Here is a 24,181-nt window from a genome sequence, read left to right on the forward strand (position 1 = left end):
AACTCGCGGCGTAGCAACCAACCGAGGAACTGTCCAAGATCCTTGACACAGCTCAGCGGTGGGTGTGCTGGTCGTTCCGGCCGTGCCGGCATATGCGGCGGCCTCGCAGCCGTTGGCCATCGGGCAGGCGGAGCCGGGCGACACCAACGTCCTCACGGTTGACGACACCGCGGCCGGCACCCCGGTGCTGGTACGGCCGTACCGGGTGGGCGTTGGCGCCGACGTGGCTAAACAGCGTTGGACATTCGAGGCGATACCGGCTGGCGGCAGTATCCCGCCGCTGACGTACCGGATCAGAAACGCCGCCGCCAACCGGTGCCTGGAGAAGCCGCTGTCGGAGGGCGATGTGGACGGCGCCGCGCTGGTGAGCTGAGCCTTGTCCTTGTGGGTGCCGAAAAACCCGTGCGGCCTGGTTACGCGCTTGTTGTTCTCACGGATGACGCGCCGAGTCGATCACGGCGGCGTACGCCGAGTCGGGCAAGTCGGCGCGGTCTATGCCCGCGTCGGGCAGCGGCCGCAGTGATCTGGCGTGGGAGAGTCGGCGGTGCGGTTAGTGGTCGTTCCAGCCGAGCGCCAGGTTCGGGGCTCGCCGTCTACTCTTTGGGGGTGCTGTCAGCGAAGCCGCTTCTGGCGCTCGTCGCGGCCGTGCTGCTCGCCGTCGTGGGCGCGTTGTTCGGGTCTGCCTGGGCGACCGGTATAGGCGGCGTCGTCGCGCTGGGCGTCGTCGCCCTTCATCCGGCGGTGGCCAGTCCCGCTGTGCCTCGGTCGACACGCCTGCTGCTGCGGGGCGGCCTGCTTTTGCTCACCCTTGCGGGCATTGTGGAATTGTGGGGATGGGTGGCGTTGCCGTTCGGCAACACACCACCGAGCGCGAACGACCTGATCGCGCTGGTGACCGACCCGGTAGGGCAGTGGGAGCAGTTCCTGCGACAGTTGGCTGTGGCCTGTTGCTTGGTCCTGAGTTGCTTCTGCTTCGGCGCAGTCATCGGCAGATTGCCTCGGGAGCAGCTGCGCCGGTTCGGCAGGGCCGCGCTGACTGTTATCCCGGCCACGCTGATCACCTTGGCGCTCGTCACCTTCCTCCCGTTGAGGCCGACCGTAGGGTTGACCGGCTCGTTTACCGATGTTGCCATGGCGACGTTGCTTGTGCTTGGCGGGTATGCCTGGGCATGCGCCGCGCGGCCCGGCGTTACGGCACCGCTACCTCGATCGCGGTGGTGGGCGCCACGATACTGGGCACGGCGGTCTGGTTCGCCGTGGACGCGGCGTGGCCGAGCTGGCCGCAGCCGCGCGACAGCGATGCCCTCTACAAGGCCAGCATCATTTCCGTGGCCGTCGACACGGGACCCGAGGTCGGGACCGGCTTGGCCGTCGCGGCACTGCTGCTCGGATCTGTCCTGACGGTGCTGGCATGCGCGAGGCTCAGCGCTGCCAACAACGAAACTTGCTGAGCTGGATCGGCCGGGGTGTCGAACCCGGGGCATCTGCATTGAGTTCAGCCACCACTTCCCATCCGTCCTTGCCACCGGTGTGCTGGCCGCGATTGGACAACCAATGGCCGGACGTGAACAGCCGGCGCAGGTAGGCGCAGTGTTTGTCGCTTTGGCCATGTCTTGAGATCCGGAGCGGTCTGGCGGCGAGGCTGCGGTTGAGCTAACGGCGCTCGGTTGGCAACGGCAGAAACCTAGCGATCTCCGATCGGTTCCGGCCAGCCTTAGTAACGTGATATTCCTTCCAAAACCAGGCAGAACGCGGGTACTCAGTTGGCCTCTGGCAGGGTGGTGGCCAGTTGTTCGACGCGCTGGCGCAGGGCGGTGTAGGCGGGATGCTCCAGCTTGCCGTCCTCGTACGCCTCATCGAGTTTCTCGCGGAAGTCGGCGGTCTTCTCGCCCGCCTTGTCCGCCTCATCTTTGTCGATCGCGCGCCGGATCTCGTCGAGCCGCCTGTCGAGCTCGCGGGCGGTCTTCGCGTCGAGCTGACCGTCGCGTCGCTGCGTGTCGAATTCAGCGGTGAGCGCGGCGAGAGCGTCCGGCGCGTCCAGCGCGTCGGTGGGGGACGCCACTGACGGTTCGGTCCGGCTGGGCACCGCGTGGGTGGGGCTACTGGTCGGCGGCACGGCCAGCTGTTTAGCGGGGTCCGGCCGGAGGGCGAGGAACAGCGCGAAGCTGATGGCCACGACCGCTGCGGCGGTGAGGGCGACGAGCGCCGCCCCGGCCGGCCCGATGCGCAAGCCGTCCGGTCGCTGGGCGGGGTCGGCCGCGGGCCGGAGGACCGGCATGGTCCGGGTGGGATGCGGCACGGTCGCGCTGGCGCGGATTGCCCGGGGCGCGAGGGGTGGGGCCGCGGTCGCGTGCGGGACGGAGGCGAGTCGGGCGAGGGTGGCGCGGACCTGGGTGGCCGTGGCCGGCCGGTCGGTGGGCTGCTTGGCGAGCAGCTGCGCCACGAGGGTGTCGACGGCGGGTGTCAGGCCCGGCCGCCGGCTTGACGGCGGTGGGGCGGTGTCGCGGACGTGTTGCACGGCCACGTGAAACGGGTTGTCGCCGGCGAATGGCGGGTCGCCGGTGAGCATGGCGTAGAGGACGCAGCCGAGGGCGTACAGGTCGGTGCGGGCGTCGACGGGTTCGCCGTTGATCTGTTCGGGCGCCATGTAGGCGCTGGTCCCGACTGTCTGCGCTGAGCCTGTCAGGTGTACCTGGTCGGCCGTCGTGATGCGGGCGATGCCGAAGTCGCACACCTTCACCTGGCCGTGCTCGGTGAGCAGGAGGTTGGCCGGCTTGATGTCGCGGTGGATGATGCCGGCGGCGTGTGCCGCGGTGAGCGCGTCGCAGATCTGTGTCGCGATGTCGATCGCGTGGGGTACCTCGATCGGGCCGGCGGCGAGCAGGTCGGCAACGCTCGGGCCGGTCACGAGCTCCATGACGAGGAACGGCGTCCCACTGTCCGCGCCGACGTCGTGTACGGCCACGATGTTGGGGTGGGACAGTCGTGCGACGATGCGCGCTTCGCGGTCGAATCGCGTCAGCGCGGACGGGTCGCGTAGGCCGGCGGGGTCCATCATCTTGACCGCGACCTCGCGATCGAGTCGGCGGTCGTACGCCGACCAGACCTCCGCCATACCGCCGCGGCCGAGGGCGGAGCGCAGCTCGTACCGGCTGGCCAGAATGCGTACGGTCACGCTGGACACCCTCACACACGGGTGGCCGGAGAACCACCTGGCTTCGAGGCGACCGTGCGGAGGACGGAAGTGAACGCGGACGGGTCGCCGCCTGAGCTCTGTTACGCGCTTTAAATGAATCCGCTGAACGCCGTAACAAACCGGCCGTTGATCAGGTATCCGAGCTAGTTACCTGGCTCACGATCGTTCCTCGGTGGCCGGGCCGCGACGCTACCTTTGGCCTTTCGGCCCTCGCGGCACGTCTCCTCCCCCCGAGGTAACCCCCCCGTGTCCCATCACGCCTCACCGGTCACCGCCCGGCGGCTGCGGCTGGTCCTCGCCCTCGTGGCGCTGGTCACGGCCGGCCTGGCCCTGCGGTTCGTGCCAGGCTCGCCGCTCGCCCCGGCGAGCGCGGCCGAGGTCACCCCGACACCGCCGGTCAGCGACGCTGCCGCCGCCTCGACGCCCGCCGAGAAGACCACCCCGCAGAAGACCAGCCCGAAGAAGGCCACCCCGAAGAAGGCCACCCCGGAGAAGACGACCGCGAAGAAGACCAGCCCGAGAAAGGCCAGCAAGCCCACGCCGACGACCGTGCGCGTCGGGACGGACGGGTTCTGGAGCTGGGCGCTGCTCGACCGCACCACCGGCAGGATCGTCGGTTCGGCCAACATCGCCGCGCAGAGCACCACCGCTTCGATGATCAAGGCGTGGCTCGCCTCGGACTACCTGCGCATGGCCGCCGCGCGGGGCGTGACGCCCAGCGAGAGCACGCTGCATGACCTGGAGATCATGATCCGGGACAGCGACAACGCCGCCGCCGCCAAGATTTTCGCGGCTAACGGCAGGACCGCCTCCATCCAGCGGCTGATCAGCGTCTGTGGGCTGACCGACTCGACCGTCGTGCCGAACGAGTGGGGCACCACGCGGGTCTCCGCCCGCGACGCGGTCCGGATGGGCAACTGCATCGCCACCGGCAAGGCCGCCGGCGCGCGGTGGACGCCGTGGGTGCTGAACATGATGCGCGAGGTGCGCGGCGACGGCGACTTCGGCATCCGCGACGCCCTGCCCGCCGCGACGGCCGCCAGGGTGGCTATCAAGAACGGCTGGCTGCTGCGCGACGAGGACAATCACTGGCACGTGTCGTGCCTGGCCATCGGCGACACCTGGGTGATGTCCGTGCTGCAGCGCTACCCGAGCACCGGCGATGCTGAAAGCGACTTCGCCCACACGCGGGATGTCTGCGAGCGGGTCGCCGACCAGGTCCTGCCATCAACCGGGGGTTGATCAGAACTCGGCCACGGCCGGGATGATGTCGCGGCCGATGATCTCCAGCGGGGTCAGCGTGTACGCGTCGCGGACCTGCCCGATGGCCATATCGATGCCGAGCTTGCCGAGCTGTTCCAGTTCGGCGACGATCGTGCCGGTCCGCTCGCCCGCGGTGCCGAGGTCGAAGCGGTAGTACACGGTCTTGTGGATCTCGTCGTAGTCGCGGCCCACCGCGTCGCAGTGCGCCCGCAGGACGTCGAGCTTGCGCTCCAGGTCGGGTCCGGGGAACAGGTTGCAGGCGTCCGCGTACTGGGCGACGAGCCGCAGGGTCTTCTTCTCCCCGCCGCCGCCAATCATGATCGGCGGGTACGGGCGGGTCAGCGGCAGCGGCCGGTTGAGCGGCCGATCGAGCTGGTAGTAGCGACCGGTGAACGGCGTCTCGTCGCCCAGGCACATCTGCTGGTAGATCCGCAGCGTCTCCTCCAGGCGCTCGAACCGCTCCGCGACCGGCGGGAAGGGGATGCCGAGGCCGCGCGACTCCTCCTCGTTCCAGGCGGCGCCGATGCCGAGCCACGCACGCCCGCCGGAGAGCACGTCCAGGGTGGTGACGGTCTTGGCGAGGATTCCCGGGTGCCGGTAGACCGTTCCGGTGACCAACGTCAGCAGGCAGGCCCGCGTCGTCACCGCGGCCACGTAGCCGAGGGTGGTGTAGGCCTCGAGCATGTCGTTCTCCGGCGGCCCGACCACGGAGATCTGGAAGAAGTGGTCCATCACGGCGATGGTGTCGAAGCCGGCCTCGTCGGCCGTGCGGGCGATGCGGGCCAGGTCGACGCCCAACGTGGCGGGCCCGCCGGGATAGGTGAAATCAGGGATCTGCACGCCTATCTTCATGCTGTCGACCCTACGCTTCAGGCCAAGCTCAGCACGGTCGCCAGCGTGAGCCGCCCACCCGGCGGGTCGCGCCGCACGGTGCCGTTGTGGTGCAGTTCCGTCGCGGCGCGGGTCACGTCGTCGGCCCGGTAGATGGTCGCCCCCAGCGCCCAGGTGCGCAGCGCGCCCAGCGTCAGCGGCCCCTCGCCGAGCCGCGCGCACACCGCCCGCCGCAGGGGTCCCAGGGCCGGGCGCAGCGAGATGTCGAGCGGCGTCCGTTCCGGATCGCCCGGGTCGACGTACCGGATCCCGGCGTACTCGTCCAGCGCCCACAGCTCGTCCTTGAACACCGTGAGCGCCCGCTCGTCGCCCGCGCCGAAGCTGACCGTCTCGACGGATCCCGTCCGGTCGACAAGGTCGACCGATGCCCACCACGCCCACGCGTCCAGCGCCACGGCGGGCCCGCGCACGAGCACCTCCAGGCCGCGACGCTCGCCGAGCGCGGCGAGGGTCGCGGCCGTGGGTGGTTCCTCCCCGCGGTGGTCCAGGTACGCGAACACGTTCGCGTTGTCATCGAGTACGGGCTGGGAGCGCGCCGACACGTCGATCGTCACGTCGGCGGGCGCCTCGGCGGCGAGCGCGGCCCGCACGCGCCCGGCGGTCGCGTCATCGGGGCAGGCGACACGCACGGTCATTGCCTGGCCCCGCGCCCGGTCGGCGAACTCCGCGAACACCCGCACGGCGGCAAGCGCGGCCCCGGCCGCGTCGTCGCCGGTCGCGCTGAGTTGCGCGTACGCGACGGCGCGGGCGCCGTGCAGCGCCCGCGCCGTCCACGCGTCCAGGTAGCGCACGAGTAACTCGTGCACCACCGTGGCGTGGAAGTCCGCCATACCTCGGTTGTACTCCGCCGTGCCGGTTCCCGCTCCGGAACGCGGGACGGTGAGCGTCAGACGGGGGTGGAGATGCCGACGCCGCCGCGGGTGTCCGCGCCGTAGCGGGCCTGCTCGCGGCGCAGGTCCAGCGGGCGGATCCGCTTGCGGTTGTCGCGGGCGGCGTCGTCGAGCAGGTCGGCCGGGATCAGCCAGACGATCTCGAACTCCAGCCCGTCGGGGTCCTTGCCGTAGAGGCTCTTGGTGGTGCCGTGGTCGGAGGTGCCGACGAGCGCGCCCGCCTCGGACAGGGCGAGCGCCGTGCGCTCGAGTTCGGCGAGTGTGTCGACCTCCCAGGCGAGGTGGTAGAGGCCGACCGTCCCGCGGCCGGCGCCGGAGGGCCCTGCGCCGGGGCCGATCTCGAACAGTCCGAGGTCGTGGTCGTTCGTGGAGTCGGGCGCCTGGAGGAACGCGGCACCGGCGAAGCCATCGGGCGTCATCGGGATGCGCCGGAAGCCCAGCACGTTGGTGTAGAAGTCGACGCTGCGGGCCAGGTCGGAGACGAACAGGACGGCGTGGTTGAGGCGGTGGATTCCCATGCCACTCACAACTTAATTGACTGGACAACTATTCCGGCGACGCAACGAACTTGCCGTCAAAAGAGCCAAGCGCGCAATGATTCGCGCATCAATTGCATGATCTGGCCCTGTCCGTTGCATCAGCGAGTGCCATAACGTTCGACGCATGAGCCGCCGTTACCTGATGTGCCGCCCAACCTTCTTCGCGGTCGACTACGCGATCAACCCGTGGATGGACCCGAGCGCGCCGGTCGACGCCGACCTGGCGGTCGCCCAGTGGACCCACCTGCGCGACACGTACCGCGAGCTGGGCCACACGGTCGACGAGATCGAGCCGATCCCGGGCCTGCCCGACATGGTCTTCGCCGCCAACGGCGCGACCGTGGTGGACGGCATCGCATACGGGGCTCAGTTCGCCTTCCCCGAGCGGGCCGCCGAGGGGCCCGCGTACCTCGACTGGCTGGCCGCGCACGGGTTCACCCCGCACGCCGCCAAGGAGATCAACGAGGGGGAGGGCGACATCCTGCTCGCCGGGCGGTTCGTGCTCGCCGGCACCGGGTTCCGCACGGCCCACGACGCGCACGCCGAGGCGCAGGAGCTCTTCGGCCGTCCCGTCGTCACGCTGCAGCTCGTCGACCCGCGCTTCTACCACCTGGACACCGCGCTGACCGTGCTCGCCGAGAACCAGATCGCGTACCTGCCGGAGGCCTTCAGCGAGGGCAGCCGGCGCGTGCTCGCGCGCCTGTTCCCGGACGCCCTGCTGGCGAGCGCCGAGGACGCCGCCGTGCTGGGACTCAACGCGGTCAGCGACGGCCGCCACGTGGTGCTGCCGACCCAGGCGGTCGGGCTGGCGTCCCAGCTGGCCGGGCGCGGCTTCCAACCCGTCCCCGTGGACCTGTCTGAGCTGCTCAAGGCCGGTGGCGGGCCGAAGTGCTGCACACTGGAACTGAGGAGCTGAGCCGATGACCTCGATCATGGAACACCTCGCCTCGACCGCCGCGATCGCGGAGGCGGAGCGGTGGACGGCGCACAACTACCACCCGCTGCCCGTGGTGATCGCCGAGGGCTCCGGGGCCTGGGTGACCGACATCGAGGGCAACCGGTACCTCGACTGCCTCGCCGGTTACTCCGCGCTGAACTTCGGCCACCGCCACCCCACGCTCATCTCCGCCGCCCAGGAGCAGCTCAACCGCGTCACGCTGACCAGCCGCGCGTTCCTGCACGACCAGTTCGGGCCCTTCTGTCGCGAGCTCGCCGAACTGTCCGGGCTGGGCGACGACGCCATGGTGCTGCCGATGAACACCGGCGCCGAGGCGGTCGAGACCGCGATCAAGGTCGCCCGCAAGTGGGGCTACAAGACCAAGGGCGTACCCCGCGACGAGGCCACCATCATCGTGGCCGCGAACAACTTCCACGGGCGTACGACCACGATCATCAGCTTCTCGACCGACCCGGAGGCGCGCGCGGACTTCGGCCCGTACACGCCGGGGTTCGTGATCGTGCCCTACGGCGACCTGGACGCGCTGACGGACGCCATCGACGCGAGCACGGTCGCGGTTCTTCTCGAACCCATTCAGGGCGAGGCCGGCGTGCTGGTGCCCCCGGACGGCTACCTCGCGGGCGTGCGCGAGGCGTGCACGCGCCACAACGTGCTGTTCATCGCCGACGAGATCCAGTCGGGGCTCGGCCGGACGGGCGCGACCTTCGCGGTGGAGCACGAGGGCGTCACCCCGGACATGTACCTGCTGGGCAAGGCGCTCGGTGGCGGCATCGTCCCGGTGAGCGCCGTGCTCGCGCGCTCGGACGTGCTCGGCGTACTGCGGCCGGGGGAGCACGGCTCCACCTTCGGTGGCAACCCGCTGGCCTGCGCGGTCGCGCGGGCGGTGGTCGGACTGCTGCGCACGGGCGAGTTCCAGCGTGCCGGTCGCGACCGCGGCGACGTGCTGCACCGGCGGCTGAACGGGCTCGTCGGGCACGGCGTGACCGCGGTGCGCGGCCGCGGCCTGTGGGCCGGCGTCGACATCGACCCGGCGCTGATGACCGGCCGCCAGGCGTGCGAGCGCCTGCTGCGCGCCGGGGTGCTGGTCAAGGACACGCACGGCTCGACGGTCCGCTTCGCGCCGCCGCTCGTCGTCTCCGACGACGACGTCAACTGGGCGGTCGACCGTTTCGCGGACGTGCTCGCTGGTTGACGCCGGCACCGGTTGATCCGCTGACGCCCGCCCGCCGGGAGGCCGAGTCGCCCCCGGCGGGCGGTTGCCGCAACGGGTCGACAACGCGTCCACAGCGGTTCCACAGATTGTCCACGCGGCCCGAGCGGGCCATCCCCGTCCGAGGGGTGGCCGGCCGGCGCGCCGACCGGCCGCAACCGCGCGCGGCCCGCGGCCGTTGTCCCGGTGCGGGGCGGAATCCGCCCGCAGACGGGAGTTCGGCGGATGCGCGCGCAACAGCTCGTGTTCAAGGTCGCCGCCGTGGCGATCCTCGCCGCGGCCGGCGCGGGCGCCGGCATGGCGCTCGGCGACCTGACCGACGCCGGGCAGCCGGCCATCGTGGTGGCGCCGTCGCCGATGGAACCGCCCGTTCCGCGTCCCGCGCCGGCGCCCGCGTCAGCCTTCCGGGCGCCGCTGTACTACCAGCCGCTCGGCTCCGATGTGGACCTCGTCGGCCGGGCCCTCGACGCCTCCGGGGCCCGCGACCTGATCCTGGCGTTCGTCCTCGACGCGGGCGGCTGCCGGCCCGCCTGGCAGGGCGATCCCGCCCGGCCGGTGGGCGCCGACGCCGCCGTGACCGCCACGATCGACAGCGTCCGGCGGCGCGGCGGCGACGTCGCCGTGTCGTTCGGCGGGGCCGCCGGCACGGAGCTGGGCGCGGGGTGCGCCAGCGAACGCGCGCTCGCCGACGCGTACCAGAAGGTGGTTGAGGCCTATGACCTCACGCGCATCGACCTGGACTACGAGGTCGACGACCTGGCCGTCGGCATCGGTCGGCGGATGCGCGCCGTGCGGCTGCTGCTCGACCGGGCCCGCGCGGCACACCGGCCACTGCGGATCAGCCTGACCCTGCCGGTCGCGCGCACCGGCCTGCCGCCCGAAGCGGTCGGCGCGCTCAAGGCCGCGCTGGACGCGGGCGTACGCCCCGACATCGTGAACCTGATGGCGTTCAACCTGGGCGCGGGCACCACGACAGCCGACATCCGGGGCGCCGTCGAGGCGGCCAGCGGGCAGGTGAAAGGGCTCACCGGCGGGACGGACGCGGACGTGTACGCGCGGCTGGGGCTGCAGCTGATGATCGGTCACGCGGACCTGCGGGGTGAGGAGCTGTCGCCGGCTCAGGCGCGCTCCCTCGTGGACTACGCGCGGTCGCGGCGGCTGGGCTGGGTGTCGTTCTGGTCGCTCAACCGCGACCGGGCGTGCCCGACGCCGGCGCTGGCGCAGTGGGCGGTGGCGACCTGCAGCGGCGTGGCCCAGCGGCCGTACGAGTTCGCCTCGATCGTGGCCGGATATGCCGGCTGAGCCAGCCCAGGAGCGGGCTCAGCCGGACGGGTGGACTAGCGGCGCAGGACGAGCGGGTCCCCAGCGTTGAGGGTGTACACCTGGCCGCGGACGTTGATGTCGAGGGGTTCGCCCTTGTCGAGGGTGTAGGTCTCCTCGTCGTGACGCAGGTGCAGCCGCAGCTGGCGGTCCTGGATGAGCAACGAGAACTCCAGGTCCGTCCAGATCTTCGGCAGGGCGGGCGAGAAGTACGGCGTCTCGTTGATGTTGCGGAAGCCGCCGAAGCCGCCCACGAGCGCCGCCCACACGCCGCCGGTCGAGGCGATGTGCACCCCGTTCTCGGCGTTGCCGGCCACGTCGGCGAGGTCCATCAGCAGCGCGTAGTTGAAGTAGCGCAGCGCGCGGGTCTGGTCCCCGATCTCCGCCGCGATGATCGACTGCACGCACGCCGACAGCGACGAGTCACCCGTGGTCAGCGGGTCGTAGTAGTCGAAGTTGCGCCGCTTCTGGTTCTCCGAGAACTCGTCGCCCAGCAGGTACATCGCCAGCACGATGTCGGCCTGCTTGATGACCTGGTACCGGTAGATGACCAGCGGGTGGTAGTGCAGCAGCAGCGGGAACTTGTCCTTCGGCGTGGTCTTGAGGTCCCAGACCTCGCGCTCCAGGAACGTGCTGTCCTGCGGATGGATGCCGCGGACCTCGTCGAACGGCACGTGCATCGCCGCGGCGGCCTGCTCCCAGGACTCCACCTCGTCCTTGCGCAGCCCCACGGCGTGCGCCAGCACGGTGTAGTCCTCGGGCTGCTCCTCCCGCAGCCGCCGCACGGTGGCCGCGGCGTAATTGAGGTTCAGCCGGGCCATCAGGTTCGTGTACGTGTTGTCGTTGACGACGGTCGTGTACTCGTCCGGCCCGGTCACGCCGTGGATGTGGAACTTGCCGTCGTCGCCGTAGAAGCCCAGGTCCTCCCAGAAGCGGGCGGTCTCCACGAGGATCTCCGCGCCCGTCTCCGCCAGCAGCTGGCGGTCGCCGGTCGCCTCGGCGTACTGGCGCACGGCGAACGCGATGTCGGCGTTGATGTGGTACTGCGCGGTGCCCGCCTGGAACATCGCGGACGCTTCCTCCCCGGTCAGCGTCCGCCACGGGAAGAGCGCACCCTTCTGGCTCATGTCGCGGGCACGCTCCCGCGCACGATCCAGGGTCGAGTGCCGGTGCCGCAGCAGGTTGGCCGCCAGGCGGGGGTGCGTGTACGCCAGGAACGGCAGGACGTAGATCTCGGTGTCCCAGAAGTAGTGGCCGTCGTAGGCCTGCCCCGTCAGGCCCTTGGCCGAGATGCCGGCGTTCTCCGCCCGCCAGGAGGCCTGCGCCAGCTGGAACAGGTTCCAGCGGATGGCCTGCTGGTAGCGGACCTCGTTGACGCCGCCGCGGACCCGGATGTCGGCCCGCTCCCAGAACAGCTCCAGCTGCTCGCGCTGTTCGGCCAGCAGGTTGTCGAAGCCGGCGCGGACGGCCCGGTCCAGGGTGCGCCGGCCACGGTCGGTGAGTTCCGAGGCCGGGATGCTGCGCGAGCCCTGGTAGGTCGCGTACTTCGTGATGCGGATCGGCACCCCCGGCTGGGCGTCGGCGGTGAGCAGCAGCTCGCCGCCGTCCCCGTCGGCCGAGACGGTCGTCTCGTACTCCGACTCCGCGTCGATCACGTGGTCGACGCCGACCGCCAGGGTCATCCGGCTGTTGGTGGTGACGTAGCCCAGGACCACCCGGTTGTCCTCGGCATCGATCACCCGGGCGTTGAGGACCCGGTCGGGCAGCACCCGCGACAGGCGCGGGTCGGTGGGTCGGTCCTCGGGCAGTTCGTCGGCCGGACGCGTGTCCTGCCGGTTGATGACCTGGGACGAGATGACGATGGGCGCCGCCTCGTCCAGGACGGTCACTTCGTATGTCATGGCCAACAGGTGCCGGTGACGCAGTGAGACCACCCGGGTCGAGCGGACGCGTACGCGGTTGCCGCTCGGCAGGATCCAGGTGAACTCACGGGTCAATGTGCCGGCGCGCATATCAAGAACGCGCCGGTAGTCCTGCACTCGGGCCGTGGCGAGAAATAGAGGCTCGTCGTCCACATAGAGTTTGAACACCGTGGCGTCGGGGACGTTGATGATCGTCTGACCGACCCGAGCCAGGGCATGCGCCTCTTCGGCGTGAACGATGGGCCACGTTTCATGAAAGCCGTTAACAAACGTACCCGGCAGCAGTGCCGGACGGCCCTCCTCGAACGTCCCACGGACACCCAGGAAGCCGTTGCTCAAGGCGAATACGGTCTCGGCTCGACCAAGGTACTCGTCTGAGTACCTTGTCTCGACGATGCGCCACTCATCGGGCACGTAGACGTGCGCCGGTGGCAGGACAATGTCACGTTGTAACACGATCGGAACAATATATGACGATCGGGTTATGCGGATCGGCTGGATGACGGAGTTGGGGGAACCAATATGGCGGACGAGGCCGGGGTGAAAGCCCTGCGGTACGAGGCCCTTCTTTTTGATCTCGACGGTGTGATCACGAAGACGGCGGACGTACACGCCCGCGCCTGGAAACAGCTGTTCGATCAGTTCCTGGACCGTTGGTCGCGGCAGACCGGACAGCCGCAGGAACCGTTCGAGATCGCCACCGACTATGTGCGGTATGTCGATGGTCGGCGCCGTTTTGAGGGGGTCGCCACTTTTCTCGAATCGCGTGGAATCTCGTTGCCCATGGGCGAGCCGGATGATCATGACGTGGACACGGTCTACGGCCTCGGCAACGCCAAGAACGGGTTCTTCCTGGCCGAACTCGAACGCAACGGGGTCGAGGTGTTCGAGGACGCGGTCGACCTGCTGAACGCCGCCCGCGACGCCGGCCGCCGGCTGGCGGTCGTCTCGGCCAGCGAGAACTGCGCGATGGTCCTGCGCCGGGTGAATCTCGACGGCTACTTCCAGGTCAGGGTCAGCGGCATCGAGGCCAAGGCCCTCAACCTGCCCGGCAAGCCCCGGCCGGACACGTTCCTGCGGGCGGCCGAGGAACTCGGTGTCGCCCCGGCCGACGCGGTCGTGCTGGAGGACGCCATCGCCGGCGTGCGGGCCGGCAGGGCCGGCGCGTTCGGCCTCGTCGTCGGGGTGGACCGCGGTGGCGAGGGCGAAGGGCTCGCCCAGAACGGCGCGGACGTGGTGACGGACGACCTCCGCACGCTGGTGTAGATACGCTCTGGCGCATGACTCAGCTCAACTTTCCCGACGGCTTCCGGTGGGGCGCCGCCACCGCGGCGTACCAGATCGAGGGCGCGGCGACCGAAGACGGCCGGACGCCCTCGATCTGGGACACGTTCAGCCACACCCCCGGCAAGGTGCGCGACGGCGACACCGGGGACGTGGCCTGCGACCACTACCACCGCTCGGCGGAGGACGTGGCGCTGCTGTCCGGGATGGGCCTGAACGCGTACCGGTTGTCGGTGGCGTGGCCCCGCGTGCAACCCGGCGGGCGGGGCCCGGTCAACCAGGTTGGGCTGGACTTCTACCGGCGCCTGGTGGACGACCTGCTCGGTCGGGACATCGAGCCGTGGGTCACCCTCTACCACTGGGACCTGCCGCAGGAGCTGGAGGACGCCGGGGGCTGGCCGGCCCGCGACACGGCCGCCCGCTTCGCCGAGTACGCCGCGCTGACCGAGGCGGCGCTCGGCGACCGGGTCAAGCACTGGATCACCCTGAACGAGCCCTGGTGCTCGGCCATGCTCGGCTACGGCACGGGCGAGCACGCCCCCGGCCACCAGGACAAGGTCGCGACCCTGCGGGCCGCGCACCACCTGCTGCTCGGCCACGGGCTCGCCGTCGAGGCGATGCGCGCGCAGCGTCCGGACAGCCAGTACGGCATCACGCTCAACCTGCACGCCTTCATCCCGGCCAGAGACGCGCCCGCCGACGCCGAGGCGGTGCGCCGCCTCGACGGTATCGGCAACCGGATCTTCCTGGACCCGCTGCTGCGCGGCGAGTTCCCGGCCGACCTGCGCGCCGATCTCGCGCCCGTCAGCGACCTGGCCCACATCCAGGACGGCGACCTGGCCACGATCGCCGCCCCGATCGACCTGCTCGGGCTCAACTACTACAGCCGCAACGCGGTCGCCGCCGCCAAGGGAGAGCCCCACGACCCGGCCATCCACTCGCCGTGGATCGGCAGCGAGCGGGTCCGCCAGATCAGCCGGGGCCTGCCGGTCACCGACATGGGCTGGTACGTCGACCCCGCCGGGCTCACCCAGCAGCTGCTCGACGTGCACCGGGTGTGCCCCGACCTGCCGCTCTACATCACCGAGAACGGCGCGGCGTATCCGGACAAGCCAGGCCCCGACGGCACCGTCGACGACCCCGACCGGGTCGCCTACTTCGACGCGCACCTGCGCGCCTGCCACGCCGCGCTGGCGGCCGGCGTCCCGCTGCGCGGGTACTTCGCGTGGTCGCTGCTCGACAACTTCGAGTGGGCACACGGCTACGCCAAGCGGTTCGGGCTGACCTATGTGGACTACGCGACCCAGGAGCGCATCCCGAAGACCAGTGCCCAGTGGTACGGGCAGGTCGCGCGCGCCAACGCCATACCCGCCGCCTGACCGGCGGGTTTGCCCGGGGCGACTAGCCTCGGCCACGTGACCGAACCCGTGATCGTCAGCGCCCCCATCGTCGCCGTGACGGTCTATCCCGACCGCGCCCGGATCACCCGGCGCGGTCGGGTGGACCTGGTCGCCGGCGAGCACAAGGTCGTCTTCGACGACCTGCCGTTGCAGCTCGTTACCGACTCGGTGCGGGTCGCTGGCACCGGCCCGGCGACCGTGCTGGGGGTCGACGTGGCCCGCCGCTACCGGCCCCGCACGACCGACGCGACCGCCGAGCGGCTCGAGGAGCAGCTGCGGGAGGCCCGCGGCGAGCTCGCCGCCCTGGCCGACGACGAGGCCATCGCCGACGAGCGGCTGGACTTCCTCAGCCGGCTCGGCCGCAGCGCCACCGGGGCCTTCGCCCGGGCGCTCGCGGCCGGCGAGCGGGACGCCTCGGCCGCCGTCGACCTCGGCGGCACGCTCGCCGCGCAGCAGGCCGAGGTGCGGCGGGAGCGCCGGGAACTGGTCGAGCGCCGCCGGCGCGTCGAGGAGCAGATCGCCGCGTACCAGCGCGGGCTGGAGGCGCGCAAGCGCCAGCGCGACCCCGACCGCCAGGCGGCGACCGTCGCCCTCGCGCTCACCCCGTCCGGGGAGACCGGACAGGTCGAGTTGGAGCTGTCGTACCTGGTGGACGGCGCGGGCTGGCACAGCGCGTACGACCTGCGGCTGACCGAGCGGACGCTGAACGTCACCTGGTTCGGGGTGATCACCCAGCGCACCGGCGAGGACTGGCCCGAGTGCGACCTGCGGCTGTCCACGGCCCGCCCGTCCGGGCAGGTGATCGTGCCCGAGCTGGACCCCTGGTACCTCGACCGGATCCGGCCCATGCCGCTTCCGCCGCCGGCCGCGCCGCGCGGCGGCCCGGTGCTGGCCATGGCCGCGCCGGGCGCGGCCCCGCCGATGCAGGCCTACGCCGCCGCCATGGACGCGGAGGCGGCCGCCCCGATCACCGGCGTCTCCGCCACGGTCGAGCAGGGCGTGACGGCCGCCACCTACCAGCCGGCCCGGCCGGTGGCCGTGCCCGCCGACGGCGGGGCGCACCGGGCCACCGTGGCCGTCATCGACCTGGAGGCCGCGCTGGACTACCTCACGGCCCCCGTACGCGCGGCGGAGGCGCACCTGCGCGCGGTCGTCACGAACTCCTCGGCGCACACCCTGCTGCCCGGCCTCGCGGCCGTGTTCCACGGCGGGGACTTCATCGGCAGCACCGCCCTGCAGACATGGGCGCCCGGCGAGGAGGTCGAGCTGGCGCTCGGCGTCGACGACCGGCTGCGCGTCGAGCGGGAGCTGGTGCGGCGCACGTCGAGCAAGGCGGTGCTCGGCTCGTCGCGGCGGCTGGAGACCGAGCACAAGATCATTGTGCGCAACCACACACCCCGCCCGGCACGGGTCACCGTCCTCGATCAGATCCCGGTGGCGAGGGATCCGGACATCACCGTGAAGGACGCGAAGATCGATCCCACGCCGTCCGAGCGCAGCGACCTCGGCGTACTCACGTGGGTTTTCGATCTAGAGCCGGGTGCGGTGCGCGAGATCCATCTCGGGGTGCGGGTGGAGCTGGGCCGCGGCGTGGAAGTGGCCGGCTGGCGGGAGTGAACCTGCGCCGTTTCCCGCGCGTCTATCGGGTTAGCCAAACCTTTTGCTTGGGTATCCCGAATAGCTTGGTGAGGCCGGTCACGGTAAGTGGTGCCCTGAGGTGCGCTCGTCACCCGAATGTGACGCAGACGACGCCGGGAACGGAATCATCGTGGCCCCGGCTCTGTTGTGTCAGGGGCACAGCCCAAGGGCACAACCCGGTAGGGGCGTGCGACGACGGGGAGGGACCCGAGCAGTGGTGAAGACTACGGTACTACGAACCGATGAGGTCGCCGAGGAGCGCGACCTGGTTGGTGTCTACCTGCACGAGATCTCGAAGACTCCGCTGCTCGACGCGGCCCAGGAGGTGGACCTCTCCCGGGCGATCGAGGCGGGGCTCTACGCCGAGTACCTATTGGACGAGGGAAAGATCCCCGAAGGGGCCACAGCGGACGAGCTACGTCGCCTGGTCGCCGACGGGGCCGACGCGAAGGACGTGTTCATCCGGGCCAATCTGCGCCTGGTGGTGTCGATCGCGCGGCGCTACGTGCGCTCCGGTATGCCGATGCTGGACCTGATCCAGGAGGGCAACACCGGCCTCGTGCGCGCCGTGGAGAAGTTCGACTACGTCCGCGGCTACAAGTTCTCGACATACGCGACCTGGTGGATCCGCCAGGCGATCAGCCGGGCCATCGCCCAGCAGGAGCGCACCGTGCGGCTGCCCGTCCACCTGGTGGAGGACGTCAACCGGATGCGCAACGTCGCCCGGCAGTACACCCGCGAGCACGGCGCCGAGCCGGAGCCCGAGCAGCTGGCCAAGGCCATGGGCGTGCCGCTGGAGCGGGTCACTGAGCTCAAGCGGTGGTCGCAGGACACCGTGTCGCTGGACACCCCGGTCGGCGACGACGGCGACACCAACCTGGGCGACCTGGTCTCCGACGCGGACGCGCCGTCGCCGGAGGAGCTGGTGCTCGCGGCCATGGAGCGCCAGCGCATCGAGGGCCTGCTCAACCACCTCGACGACCGCTCGGCCGGCATCATGCGGGCCCGCTACGGTCTGGAGGACGGGCGCGAGCACTCGCTGACCGAGGTCGCGTCGCGGTTCTCGCTCTCCCGGGAGCGGATCCGCCAGCTGGAGATCCAGGCGCTCGGCCGGCTGCGCGAGCTGGCCCGCTCGGAGGGCCTGCGCGCCGCGTAGGACAAAGGACAACGTGAAAGGGCCGGCCCGTCGAGGGCCGGCCCTTTCACGTCGCGAGGTCAGTCCGGGTCGCCGCAGACCCGCCAGGTGTCGCCCTCTTTGACCATGGGGATGATGTGGCGGACCTTGGTGCCGTCGGTGTTGGTGCGCTCGACGGTGACGTTGCCGTCCACCAGGCCGTTCTGGTTGGCCACGTTGAAGCCGACCACCGTGTAGCCGGTCAGCGGCCGGGCGCTCACCGCGGCGACGAACTGCGCCTGGCTGTACTGGTCGCGTACCCGCCCGCACAGGCGCCCGTACGCTGTTTCGTAGTTGTTGGCGCGCAGGTCGTCGAGGTAGCCCGTGGCGGCGTCGCGCATCGGCTGCGTCGCGTTGTCCACCGTGCGGACGATGAAGTAGATGCCCGTGCCGACCGCGCCGCCGCACAGGATCACGACGGCCACGATCGAGATGATGACGATCTTGAGAACGCTGCGCTTCTTCTTCGGCTGGGGCTGATACGGGTCCCAGCCCGGCGGTGGAGGCGACGACATGCGCCGAACCTTATCGGCCCAGCGCACGTCGTCGCCGTCCGTCACGCGACGCGGGCGTACCCGTAAATCGACATCATGTCGACCGAGGCGACCTTCACGACCTCGCCGAACGTCGGCGAGTGGATAACCTTGCCGTTGCCCACATAGATCGCCACGTGGCCCAGCCCGCTGTAGAAGACCAGGTCGCCGGCCCGCAGCTGGCTGCGGCTGATCTTCGGGAGCTGGTTGTACTGCATGGCGGCGTTGTGGGGCAGCGAGTAGCCCGCCGCCCGCCAGGCCGCCAGGGTCAGGCCCGAGCAGTCGTACCCGCCGGGGCCGTCGGCCGCCCACACGTACGGCTTGCCAAGGGCGCCGTAGGCGAAGCGCACCGCCACGCCCGCTTTGCCCGACACGCTCGGTGCCTGGGCGCTGGAGCCGCCCGAGTTCGAGTTCGTACTCGTCGTCTCCTGCGCCGACCCGTACGCCTGCCGGCGCAGGTCGTAGAGGTGATCCAGTTCCTTGGTGATGGTCTTGCGCTTGGCGGCCAGGTCATCGACCGTCTTCTGCTGGCTCTTGACCAGGTCGGCGAGCTTGGCGGCCCGGGCGTCCTTATCGCGGCGTGCCGCGTGGAAGGCGTCGATCTCCCGCTGGTTCGACGTGGCGATCCGGTCGATGGTGGTCAGCCGGTCCACGGCCGTCGCGGCCGACCCGCTCTCCAGCACCGAGCTCATCGCCGCGAAGTCGCCGCCCTTGTAGGCCCGCACCGCGATGGCGGTGACGCGCTCCTGCGCGGCGTCGATCTGCGCCTGCAGCGGCTTCATGCTCTTCTCGAGCGCGGCCGCCTCGGCCTTGCTCTTCTTCAGGTCCTCACGGGCCTTGTTGTACTGCTCGACGACCGCCTCAAGCTTGGTCGACTTGGCGGTGATCTGCTTGCGCAGATCCTCGACGGATGGCGTTGCGTGTGCGGCGCTCGGCGCGATGAACACGCCGGCGATCGCCGCCGCGATGAGCAGCGGTCGCAGCACGCGAGCCACCCGCAGCAGCCTGCGGGCTGGTGGCACGGGGGAACACTCCTTCTCCCACTACCGCCTACCGAGTTAGCTGACGGGTTCGGGCGGGAAGGAAGGTCGCCCTACCGTCCGCGGGCGGACGGATTCACCCCAGGGGAGCCGGAGCGTCGAGGTGACGTTCCGTAAGTGGGTCCCCGGTTCGGGGCCGGCCACACGCGCGGCCCGGGGGAATGGGCCGCGAGCAGGCGGCTTGCCGATTCGGCGGTGCCCGGTCGGGCCACCCGGGGGTGGGTGGCTGGGGCCGGCCAGGCCTAGCCACCGTACGTGAGCTGCCTGGGATTGGGTAGGCCAAGTTGTCGCGTTTGTCGTTCAAAGTCCAACTGATGTGTGAATTTGCTCTTTACTGTCCGTAACGATGCGCCCACGCGACCCAGCTGGGCGGACGCGGCGGTCATCGAAGTCCCAGGGGCACCTTGAGGTATCCCCGGACCCACCAACTGGCCCACAATGACATCAGGGCTCCGGACGCCACAGTGAAACGGTGGCGTCCCGCTGCCCGAACGCCGTCACTCCTGCTCAACCCGCGCGAACGAGTTGTAGGAGAACGATGTGAGCCATAGTCACGCCGACGCCCACCAAGCTGACCCTGAGCGTCCCGGGCCAAGGGAAACGTCATCTTCTCCGCGCTCGGGCGTAGTGCTAACGGAGGGCCGCCTGCACGTTCGCGGGGTCTGGCACCCCCTCAGCGACGTAACGCACCTGTCCGTCGCCAGAGGCCCGAGCCACCCCTCGGCACAGACCCTCTCAGTCACCGCCATCTGTATCGCGATCATCGGCCTTGCCGCCGTCATCGGCATGGACGACCTCCTCTGGCGCTGCGCCGTCGGCGGCGCCTCGGTCTGCCTGGTCGTCGCGCTGACCGGCGCGGCGGTCCACAGCTGGCACACCCGCCCGTACGAACTCTGGGTGCGGTGCCGGGGAGATTGGTTGCATATCTACGCCAGCCGCGACGCAGTCGAGTTCGGCAAGGTTCACCGCATGGTGTACCGGATCATCGACCAGCCGAGAGACGCCTCGGAGTAGGCGGTGTCTTGTCGAGACGTGCTAGCAATGATGTACGTCAACCGATCCTCAGGCGGGACGAATGGTGCACCGTAGATCGGATCACATCCGCGGCATCGCCGGTCGCGGGTTGCGGTGGGCGGTGGTCGCCACGATCGTGCTCAGCCTGGTAGTCGGAGTCCTGCTTTCGCCATTCGCGCTGACGTTGTTTCGCGGCGACATCAGCGAGTGGGAACGGCTCAGCTCCATTGGCGAGACGTACGGCGCCGCCGCGGCCGTTCTCTCGGCCATCGCCTTGCTCGGCGTCGGGATATCCGTCTTCCTGCAGGCCCGCCAGGCGCGGCACAGCCGGATTCTCGCGCAGCGCGAACAGCACGCGGGGCTCATCATGGCGGCCCTTGACGACCCGGTTCTCCTGGAGTGCTGGGGCCACCCGGCCGCAAGCGCAGTGGAAGCGCGCCGCATCACGTATGTGAATCTGATCATTTCGAGCTGGGAAACTTCGTGGCTGCTCGGCCAGATGACCGAGGTGGCCGTCACCGCCGCCGCCATGAGCCTGTTCTCCCGCACCCCAGGCCGTTCGTATTGGGAGAAACACGGTGAGGCGCGTAGGGCAGTTTCTGACCGGCGACTCCGGCGGTTTATCCGACTGGTCGATGACGCCTATGTCGAAGCCGTCAAGCTGCCGGCCCGGCTTGCCTGGGAAACCCCCGCCGAGCAGGACGAAGTGATGGTCAGCCCCCGTACGGAGCCATCGTCCAGGCGGTCCCGTCCCCACTCCGTGAGCTTCGCCGGTGGACTTCTTCTTGGGTATGTATTGTCCAGGAAGGTCGGTGAACGGCAGCCGCACCGGGCGTAGCAGGCGGCTCGCCTGAAGGCCAGCCAGGTTGGCGATGTCAACCAGACGTGACGACGGACCCGTGCGACAGGTGAGCAAGCGCCCGCCGCGAAGCCGGCGTCCCATGGGCTCCGCTCAGACGCGCAACGGCGACAACCGGCCGTCGTAACGTCACCTCGACGGTCAGGTCCCGGATCGCCACGACGCGGCGTACCGAGTCGAGCAGCGTGTCGTCCCCGACGAATGCGGCGACCGTCGTGGCGGTGCCATCCGCCAGCCGGAACGTCAGGCGCACCGGGCGCACCGGCACGCGTGCGTCGACCGCCGCCTGGAACACCGCCGGATAGAAGCGGCCCGCCGTGCGGCCGCACCAGGTGCTGCCCTCCGGGAAGGCGAGCACGCTGTGGCCCGACCGCAGGGCGTCGGCCACCTCGGCGACCGTGCGGGGCAGGCCGCGCAGGCGCGTACGGTCTATGAAGATCGCGCCCGCGCGGGCGGCGAGGGCGCCGACCACCGGCCAACCGCGAACGTCGCTCTTGGCCACGACCCGCAGCGTCCCCACGGCGAGCAGGGCCGGGATGTCCAACCAGGACACGTGGTTGGCGACCACGAGCGCGGGGGAGCGACCGAGCGGCACACCCCGGACCACGAGGCGCACGCCGGCGGCCCTCAGCAGTGCCCGGAACCAGCCGCGCACGGCCGCCCGCCGCACCGGGCCCGGCATCAGCGGCAGGGCGGCGCCGAGCGCCAGCGCGACCGGCAGGAGCAGGGCCATGCCGGCGTACCGGGCCGCGCGGCGCAGCGGCCCGGCGGCCGGCACCGCGCCGGCGCCGGGCAGGCAACCGGCGCCGCAGCCCGGCTGCGGACCGTAACCCACCCAGGCGCCGACCGTGACGTGCTCACCGAGCGGGTTCATCGACGTCGCCGAGGAAGTGGCGCAGGTAGCGTGGGTCGATCCGGTCCAGCGAGAGCAGGATGAAGAAGTCCGCGACCGCGAAGTCGGGGTCGTACGCGGGCGGCCCGCACACCCACGCGCCCAGGCGCAGGTAGCCGCGCAGCAGCGCGGGGGTCAGGGCCAGGGCAGCGGCGCGCGGCAGCGGGTCGTCCTGCTCCAGTGGGTACGGGTTGTGCGGGGTGACCCGCAGGCGGGGCGGGGCGAGGTGCTTCCCGCGGACCATGCCCCACACGGCGCGGGCGGCCACGCCGCCGTCGCCGACGGGCACCGAGGCGCAGCCGGTGAGCCAGCGCTTGCCCATCAGGTGCAGGTAGCGGGCGATGCCGGTCCACATGAGATTGATGACCGCGCCGGAGCGGTGGTCGGGGTGCACGCACGAGCGGCCCGTCTCGACGACGGCGTCGCGCAGCGGCGCGAGCAGGCGCAGGTCGAACTCGCCGTCGGCGTACCGGCGGCCGAGGGCGGCGGCCTTCGCCGGGGGCAGCATCCGGTAGGTGCCCACGGTCTCGCCGGTGTGCTCCTCGCGGACGACGAGATGGTCGCAGTGGTCGTCGAACTCGTCGACGTCCAGGCCCGGGACAGGGGAGCGCAGCCGGGCGCCGAGTTCCTCGGCGAAGCACCATGGTTCTTCGTGCCAATCGCGGATGAACACCGGGTACCCTGCGATTCATGATCGGACTCCCGCCCGGCTTCGTCTGGGGCGTCGCCACGTCCGCGTACCAGATCGAGGGGGCCGTCGACGAGGACGGGCGCGGTCCGTCGATCTGGGACACCTTCACCGCGGTCCCCGGCGCGGTGGCCGACGGCGCGAGCGGCGCGGTGGCCTGCGACCACTACCACCGCTGGGCCGAGGACCTCGACCTGATCGCGGGCCTGGGCGCGGGAGCGTACCGGTTCTCGATCGCGTGGCCGCGGGTGCAGCCGACCGGGCGCGGGCCTGCCAACGCCAAGGGCCTGGACTTCTACAAGCGGCTGCTCGACGGCATGGCCGAGCGCGGCATCGACGCGTGGGCCACTCTCTACCACTGGGACCTGCCACAGGCCCTGGAGGACGAGGGCGGCTGGCGCGCGCGGGACACGGCGCTGCGCTTCGCGGAGTACGCGGCGATCCTCGCCGACTCCCTCGGTGACCGGATCGGGCACTGGATCACGCTGAACGAGCCCTACTGCTCCTCGATCACCGGGTACGCGGAGGGGCGGCACGCGCCCGGCACCCGTGAGGGGCACGGAGCGCTCGCGGCGGCCCACCACCTCCTGCTGGGCCACGGCCTGGCGGTGCGCGAGCTGCGGCAGCGGGTGAGCGCCCCGGTCGGCGTCACGCTGAACATGTCGCCGGCCGTTGCGGCGACCGGCAGCCCGGCCGACCAGGCCGCCGCGCGCCGGCAGGATCTGCTGGTCAACCGCCTGTTCACCGAGCCGCTGCTCGGCGGACGCTATCCGGCGGACGCACCCGAGGTGTGGGGCGATCTGACCGACTTCTCGTTTCTCGTCGACGGCGATCTGGAGACCGTCGCCGCGCCGCTCGATTTCCTCGGCGTCAACTACTACTACCGGGTGCACGTCCGGGACTCGCCGCTGCCGGCCGAAGGCCGCGCGGCGCGAAGCGCGTACCAGATCGGGGTTGAGGCCTTTGTGCCCGAGGCGCCGCAGCGCACCGGGATCGGTTGGCCCATCGAGCCGGAGGGCCTCTACGCGACGCTGACCGGGCTGCGGGAGCGTTACCCGGCCCTGCCGCCGATCTACATCACCGAGAACGGATGCGCCTACCTGGACGAGGTCGGGCCGGACGGGCGGGTCGACGACGCGCCGCGCATCGGGTTCACCGAGGCGCACCTGGCCGCCGCGGCCCGGGCGATCGCCGACGGGGTGGACCTGCGCGGCTATTTCCACTGGTCGCTGCTGGACAACTTCGAGTGGGCCCGGGGCTACCCGCCGCGGTTCGGTCTGGTGCACGTCGACTACGACACCCAGGCGCGCACGCCGAAGGACAGCTACCACTGGCTGAAGGGCCTGATCAACGGCTGAAAACGCGCACGGCCCGGGGATTCGATCGGAACCCCGGGCCGTGGTCGTAGACGCCGGACGCGGGTTACGTGGCCGGTGCGTTCAATGTGAATCTAGCTCGCCTGCGGCCGAT

General features: G+C 70.7%; 22 protein-coding genes and 1 riboswitch. Of the genes, 13 read left to right on the top strand and 9 right to left on the bottom strand.

Annotation, left to right across the window (positions count from 1 at the left end):
• Positions 1-58: 58 nt before the first annotated feature.
• Complete coding sequence (locus ABD191_RS22405) at positions 59-373, top strand: RICIN domain-containing protein (RefSeq protein WP_344085475.1); 315 nt, start codon at positions 59-61, stop codon at positions 371-373.
• Positions 374-1,169: 796 nt separating this feature from the next.
• Positions 1,170-1,451 (top strand): hypothetical protein, encoded by a 282-nt coding sequence (locus tag ABD191_RS22410; protein ID WP_344085478.1) that lies wholly within the window; start codon positions 1,170-1,172, stop codon positions 1,449-1,451.
• Between the two features lie 308 nt (positions 1,452-1,759).
• Here ABD191_RS22410 and ABD191_RS22415 read toward each other — a convergent pair whose 3' ends face one another.
• Entirely contained in the window at positions 1,760-3,175 is a 1,416-nt protein-coding gene (locus ABD191_RS22415) for a protein kinase domain-containing protein (RefSeq protein WP_344085481.1), read from the bottom strand.
• Positions 3,176-3,442: 267 nt separating this feature from the next.
• Here ABD191_RS22415 and ABD191_RS22420 point away from each other — a divergent pair, with 267 nt between their 5' ends.
• Positions 3,443-4,438, top strand: coding sequence for a serine hydrolase (locus ABD191_RS22420; protein WP_344085484.1), 996 nt, complete (start codon positions 3,443-3,445; stop codon positions 4,436-4,438).
• Here ABD191_RS22420 and ABD191_RS22425 read toward each other — a convergent pair whose 3' ends face one another.
• Genes ABD191_RS22425 through ABD191_RS22435 form a run of 3 tightly spaced genes read right to left on the bottom strand, consistent with a single transcriptional unit; the run spans position 4,439 to position 6,758 of the window.
• Positions 4,439-5,311 (bottom strand): LLM class F420-dependent oxidoreductase, encoded by an 873-nt coding sequence (locus tag ABD191_RS22425; protein WP_344085487.1) that lies wholly within the window; start codon positions 5,309-5,311, stop codon positions 4,439-4,441.
• 17 nt (positions 5,312-5,328) lie between these two features.
• A complete protein-coding gene (locus ABD191_RS22430; RefSeq protein ID WP_344085490.1) occupies positions 5,329-6,180 on the bottom strand; it encodes a hypothetical protein in 852 nt (283 codons plus the stop codon).
• Between the two features lie 56 nt (positions 6,181-6,236).
• The gene (locus ABD191_RS22435; RefSeq protein WP_344085492.1) at positions 6,237-6,758 is read right to left on the bottom strand and encodes a VOC family protein; all 522 of its coding nucleotides are present in this window, start codon (positions 6,756-6,758) and stop codon (positions 6,237-6,239) included.
• Positions 6,759-6,903: 145 nt separating this feature from the next.
• Between ABD191_RS22435 and ddaH the strand changes: the two genes are divergently transcribed.
• The 3 genes from ddaH to ABD191_RS22450 all read left to right on the top strand — a co-directional run bounded on the left by ddaH (position 6,904) and on the right by ABD191_RS22450 (position 10,249).
• Positions 6,904-7,695 carry a dimethylargininase gene (gene ddaH, locus ABD191_RS22440; RefSeq protein WP_344085495.1) on the top strand — a complete coding sequence of 264 codons (792 nt, stop codon included), beginning with the start codon at positions 6,904-6,906 and terminating at the stop codon, positions 7,693-7,695.
• 4 nt (positions 7,696-7,699) lie between these two features.
• Entirely contained in the window at positions 7,700-8,929 is a 1,230-nt protein-coding gene (gene rocD / locus ABD191_RS22445; RefSeq protein ID WP_344085497.1) for an ornithine--oxo-acid transaminase, read from the top strand.
• Between the two features lie 243 nt (positions 8,930-9,172).
• The gene (locus ABD191_RS22450; RefSeq protein ID WP_344085499.1) at positions 9,173-10,249 is read left to right on the top strand and encodes a glycoside hydrolase family 18 protein; all 1,077 of its coding nucleotides are present in this window, start codon (positions 9,173-9,175) and stop codon (positions 10,247-10,249) included.
• Between the two features lie 35 nt (positions 10,250-10,284).
• Here the strand turns inward: ABD191_RS22450 and ABD191_RS22455 are convergent, their stop codons facing one another.
• Positions 10,285-12,801 carry a glycoside hydrolase family 65 protein gene (locus ABD191_RS22455; RefSeq protein ID WP_344085502.1) on the bottom strand — a complete coding sequence of 839 codons (2,517 nt, stop codon included), beginning with the start codon at positions 12,799-12,801 and terminating at the stop codon, positions 10,285-10,287.
• On the opposite strand from ABD191_RS22455, the gene ABD191_RS22460 reads away from it, so the two are divergent.
• The 4 genes from ABD191_RS22460 to ABD191_RS22475 all read left to right on the top strand — a co-directional run bounded on the left by ABD191_RS22460 (position 12,712) and on the right by ABD191_RS22475 (position 17,667).
• Entirely contained in the window at positions 12,712-13,455 is a 744-nt protein-coding gene (locus ABD191_RS22460) for an HAD family hydrolase (RefSeq protein ID WP_344085505.1), read from the top strand. The genes ABD191_RS22455 and ABD191_RS22460 overlap by 90 nt on opposite strands.
• 14 nt (positions 13,456-13,469) lie before the next feature.
• Positions 13,470-14,852, top strand: coding sequence for a GH1 family beta-glucosidase (locus tag ABD191_RS22465; protein ID WP_344085507.1), 1,383 nt, complete (start codon positions 13,470-13,472; stop codon positions 14,850-14,852).
• 36 nt (positions 14,853-14,888) lie between these two features.
• Complete coding sequence (locus ABD191_RS22470) at positions 14,889-16,490, top strand: mucoidy inhibitor MuiA family protein (RefSeq protein WP_344085509.1); 1,602 nt, start codon at positions 14,889-14,891, stop codon at positions 16,488-16,490.
• A 235-nt stretch (positions 16,491-16,725) separates the two neighbouring features.
• Positions 16,726-17,667 (top strand): sigma-70 family RNA polymerase sigma factor, encoded by a 942-nt coding sequence (locus tag ABD191_RS22475; RefSeq protein ID WP_344085511.1) that lies wholly within the window; start codon positions 16,726-16,728, stop codon positions 17,665-17,667.
• 59 nt (positions 17,668-17,726) lie between these two features.
• Here the strand turns inward: ABD191_RS22475 and ABD191_RS22480 are convergent, their stop codons facing one another.
• Both ABD191_RS22480 and ABD191_RS22485 read right to left on the bottom strand, forming a co-directional pair.
• On the bottom strand, positions 17,727-18,200 hold the full coding sequence (locus ABD191_RS22480) for an Rv0361 family membrane protein (RefSeq protein ID WP_344085513.1): 474 nt from the start codon (positions 18,198-18,200) through the stop codon (positions 17,727-17,729).
• A 41-nt stretch (positions 18,201-18,241) separates the two neighbouring features.
• On the bottom strand, positions 18,242-19,240 hold the full coding sequence (locus ABD191_RS22485) for a C40 family peptidase (protein WP_344085516.1): 999 nt from the start codon (positions 19,238-19,240) through the stop codon (positions 18,242-18,244).
• A 10-nt stretch (positions 19,241-19,250) separates the two neighbouring features.
• Positions 19,251-19,422: riboswitch (cyclic di-AMP (ydaO/yuaA leader) on the bottom strand.
• A 463-nt stretch (positions 19,423-19,885) separates the two neighbouring features.
• On the opposite strand from ABD191_RS22485, the gene ABD191_RS22490 reads away from it, so the two are divergent.
• Positions 19,886-20,272, top strand: coding sequence for a DUF6232 family protein (locus tag ABD191_RS22490; RefSeq protein ID WP_344085519.1), 387 nt, complete (start codon positions 19,886-19,888; stop codon positions 20,270-20,272).
• Between the two features lie 121 nt (positions 20,273-20,393).
• A complete protein-coding gene (locus ABD191_RS22495) occupies positions 20,394-21,110 on the top strand; it encodes a DUF6082 family protein (RefSeq protein ID WP_344085522.1) in 717 nt (238 codons plus the stop codon).
• Between the two features lie 37 nt (positions 21,111-21,147).
• Here the strand turns inward: ABD191_RS22495 and ABD191_RS22500 are convergent, their stop codons facing one another.
• A complete protein-coding gene (locus ABD191_RS22500; protein WP_344085525.1) occupies positions 21,148-22,005 on the bottom strand; it encodes a lysophospholipid acyltransferase family protein in 858 nt (285 codons plus the stop codon).
• Positions 21,989-22,696 carry a GNAT family N-acetyltransferase gene (locus ABD191_RS22505; RefSeq protein ID WP_344085528.1) on the bottom strand — a complete coding sequence of 236 codons (708 nt, stop codon included), beginning with the start codon at positions 22,694-22,696 and terminating at the stop codon, positions 21,989-21,991. The genes ABD191_RS22500 and ABD191_RS22505 overlap by 17 nt, the downstream gene beginning before the upstream one ends.
• 17 nt (positions 22,697-22,713) lie before the next feature.
• Here ABD191_RS22505 and ABD191_RS22510 point away from each other — a divergent pair, with 17 nt between their 5' ends.
• Entirely contained in the window at positions 22,714-24,069 is a 1,356-nt protein-coding gene (locus ABD191_RS22510) for a GH1 family beta-glucosidase (RefSeq protein ID WP_344085530.1), read from the top strand.
• Positions 24,070-24,181 lie beyond the last annotated feature (112 nt).

Source organism: Luedemannella helvata (genome assembly GCF_039528415.1).
Lineage (GTDB): Bacteria > Actinomycetota > Actinomycetes > Mycobacteriales > Micromonosporaceae > Luedemannella > Luedemannella helvata.

Coding starts and splice junctions, on each gene's coding strand:
- ABD191_RS22410 (WP_344085478.1), top strand. CDS start 1,170: ATGCGCCGCGCGGCCCGGCGTTACGGCACCGCTACCTCGATCGCGGTG.
- ABD191_RS22425 (WP_344085487.1), bottom strand. CDS start 5,311: ATGAAGATAGGCGTGCAGATCCCTGATTTCACCTATCCCGGCGGGCCC.
- ABD191_RS22430 (WP_344085490.1), bottom strand. CDS start 6,180: ATGGCGGACTTCCACGCCACGGTGGTGCACGAGTTACTCGTGCGCTAC.
- ABD191_RS22435 (WP_344085492.1), bottom strand. CDS start 6,758: ATGGGAATCCACCGCCTCAACCACGCCGTCCTGTTCGTCTCCGACCTG.
- ddaH (WP_344085495.1), top strand. CDS start 6,904: ATGAGCCGCCGTTACCTGATGTGCCGCCCAACCTTCTTCGCGGTCGAC.
- rocD (WP_344085497.1), top strand. CDS start 7,700: ATGACCTCGATCATGGAACACCTCGCCTCGACCGCCGCGATCGCGGAG.
- ABD191_RS22450 (WP_344085499.1), top strand. CDS start 9,173: ATGCGCGCGCAACAGCTCGTGTTCAAGGTCGCCGCCGTGGCGATCCTC.
- ABD191_RS22460 (WP_344085505.1), top strand. CDS start 12,712: ATGGCGGACGAGGCCGGGGTGAAAGCCCTGCGGTACGAGGCCCTTCTT.
- ABD191_RS22465 (WP_344085507.1), top strand. CDS start 13,470: ATGACTCAGCTCAACTTTCCCGACGGCTTCCGGTGGGGCGCCGCCACC.
- ABD191_RS22480 (WP_344085513.1), bottom strand. CDS start 18,200: ATGTCGTCGCCTCCACCGCCGGGCTGGGACCCGTATCAGCCCCAGCCG.
- ABD191_RS22500 (WP_344085525.1), bottom strand. CDS start 22,005: ATGAACCCGCTCGGTGAGCACGTCACGGTCGGCGCCTGGGTGGGTTAC.
- ABD191_RS22510 (WP_344085530.1), top strand. CDS start 22,714: ATGATCGGACTCCCGCCCGGCTTCGTCTGGGGCGTCGCCACGTCCGCG.